Source organism: Streptomyces sp. NPDC029956, assembly GCF_055574655.1.
In genome coordinates this window covers 1-1,124 of the sequence record NZ_JBVHZJ010000139.1, presented here as the reverse complement: position 1 = coordinate 1,124, position 1,124 = coordinate 1, and the positions used below count along the sequence as shown (strand labels likewise).

The 1,124-nt window shown below is 65.1% G+C and carries 1 protein-coding gene; it reads right to left on the bottom strand.

The window, feature by feature from the left end; genetic code table 11:
* Positions 1 to 19: 19 nt before the first annotated feature.
* Positions 20 to 889: an IS5 family transposase gene (locus ACZ4XX_RS40305; protein WP_468512781.1), complete on the bottom strand. Its 870-nt coding sequence runs from the start codon at positions 887 to 889 to the stop codon at positions 20 to 22.
* Positions 890 to 1,124 lie beyond the last annotated feature (235 nt).

The following is a 1,124-nucleotide window of genomic DNA, read 5'->3' as shown; positions in this document are numbered from 1 at the left end:
GTCGTTTTCGTCCAATGTTTCATCCCGAGATGGGATGCTCTGTGACTTTCTTCGGGTCGCGCCAGGAGATGGTGTTCTCACTGGTGAGGCGGCGGGTCATGAGGCTGGTCATGGCGATGTGGATCAGGGCTTCGGAGCGGGTGGGCAGGGCTTCGTAGTCGCGGGCCAGGCGGCGGTTCAGCATGAGCCAGCCGTAGGTCCGTTCCACCGCCCATCGTTTCGGGATCGGGGTGAAGCCCCTGGTCCCGGACTTGCGGGCGGTGATCTCCATGTCGATGCCGAGGGTCGCGGCGTGCTCGACGAGGTGCTGGCGGTAACCGCCGTCGACCCAGACCTTGCGGATGCCCGGGTGGTCGGCAGCGACCTGGTCCAGGAGGTGGGTGCCGGCGACGGAGTCCTGCACGCTGGCCGCGGTCACCACAACAGCGAGGAGGAGGCCGAGCGTGTCGGTGACGATGCTCCGCTTCCTGCCGACGATCTTCTTGCCGGCGTCGATGCCCTGGCTCGAGGCCGGAACGCTGGTGGAGGTCTTGACGCTCTGGGCGTCGATCACACACGCCGATGGTTCACCGTCCCTGCCTTCTTTCTCCCTCAGCAGCTGCCGCAGTAAGCCGTTGAGCTGGGCAAACACGCCCTCGTCGGCCCATTTGGCGAAGTAGCCGTAGACCGTGTTCCAGTGCGGGAAGTCATGCGGGAGATAGCGCCACTGGACCCCGGTGCGGTCCACGTACAAGATCGCGTCCATGATGTCGCGCAGGTCATGTTCGGGTGGCCGGCCGAAGTGCAGGGCCTTGCTGCGGCGCTCGAGCCGCCAGGCAGCGAGGACCGGCTCGATCAACTCCCAGCGGGCATCGGACAGGTCACTCGGATACGGACATCGCTTCGGCATGCTTCCGGCGTACCGCCACGAGCCGAATGTGCCCAGGCGCACGGCAGCGGCAGTGGAAGCACACGACTACGAAGGCTGGGCACCCTGGGATGAAACAGGATTACGTCGTCTTCCGCCCCACCCGCAACCCCACCAGCCCCGCAGATACCGACGATTTCCACGGCCTCACCCGCACCACCGTCCAACGCCTCAAGAACTGGCTGATAAGCAGGCATTGCGGGTGAAAACGACCTCT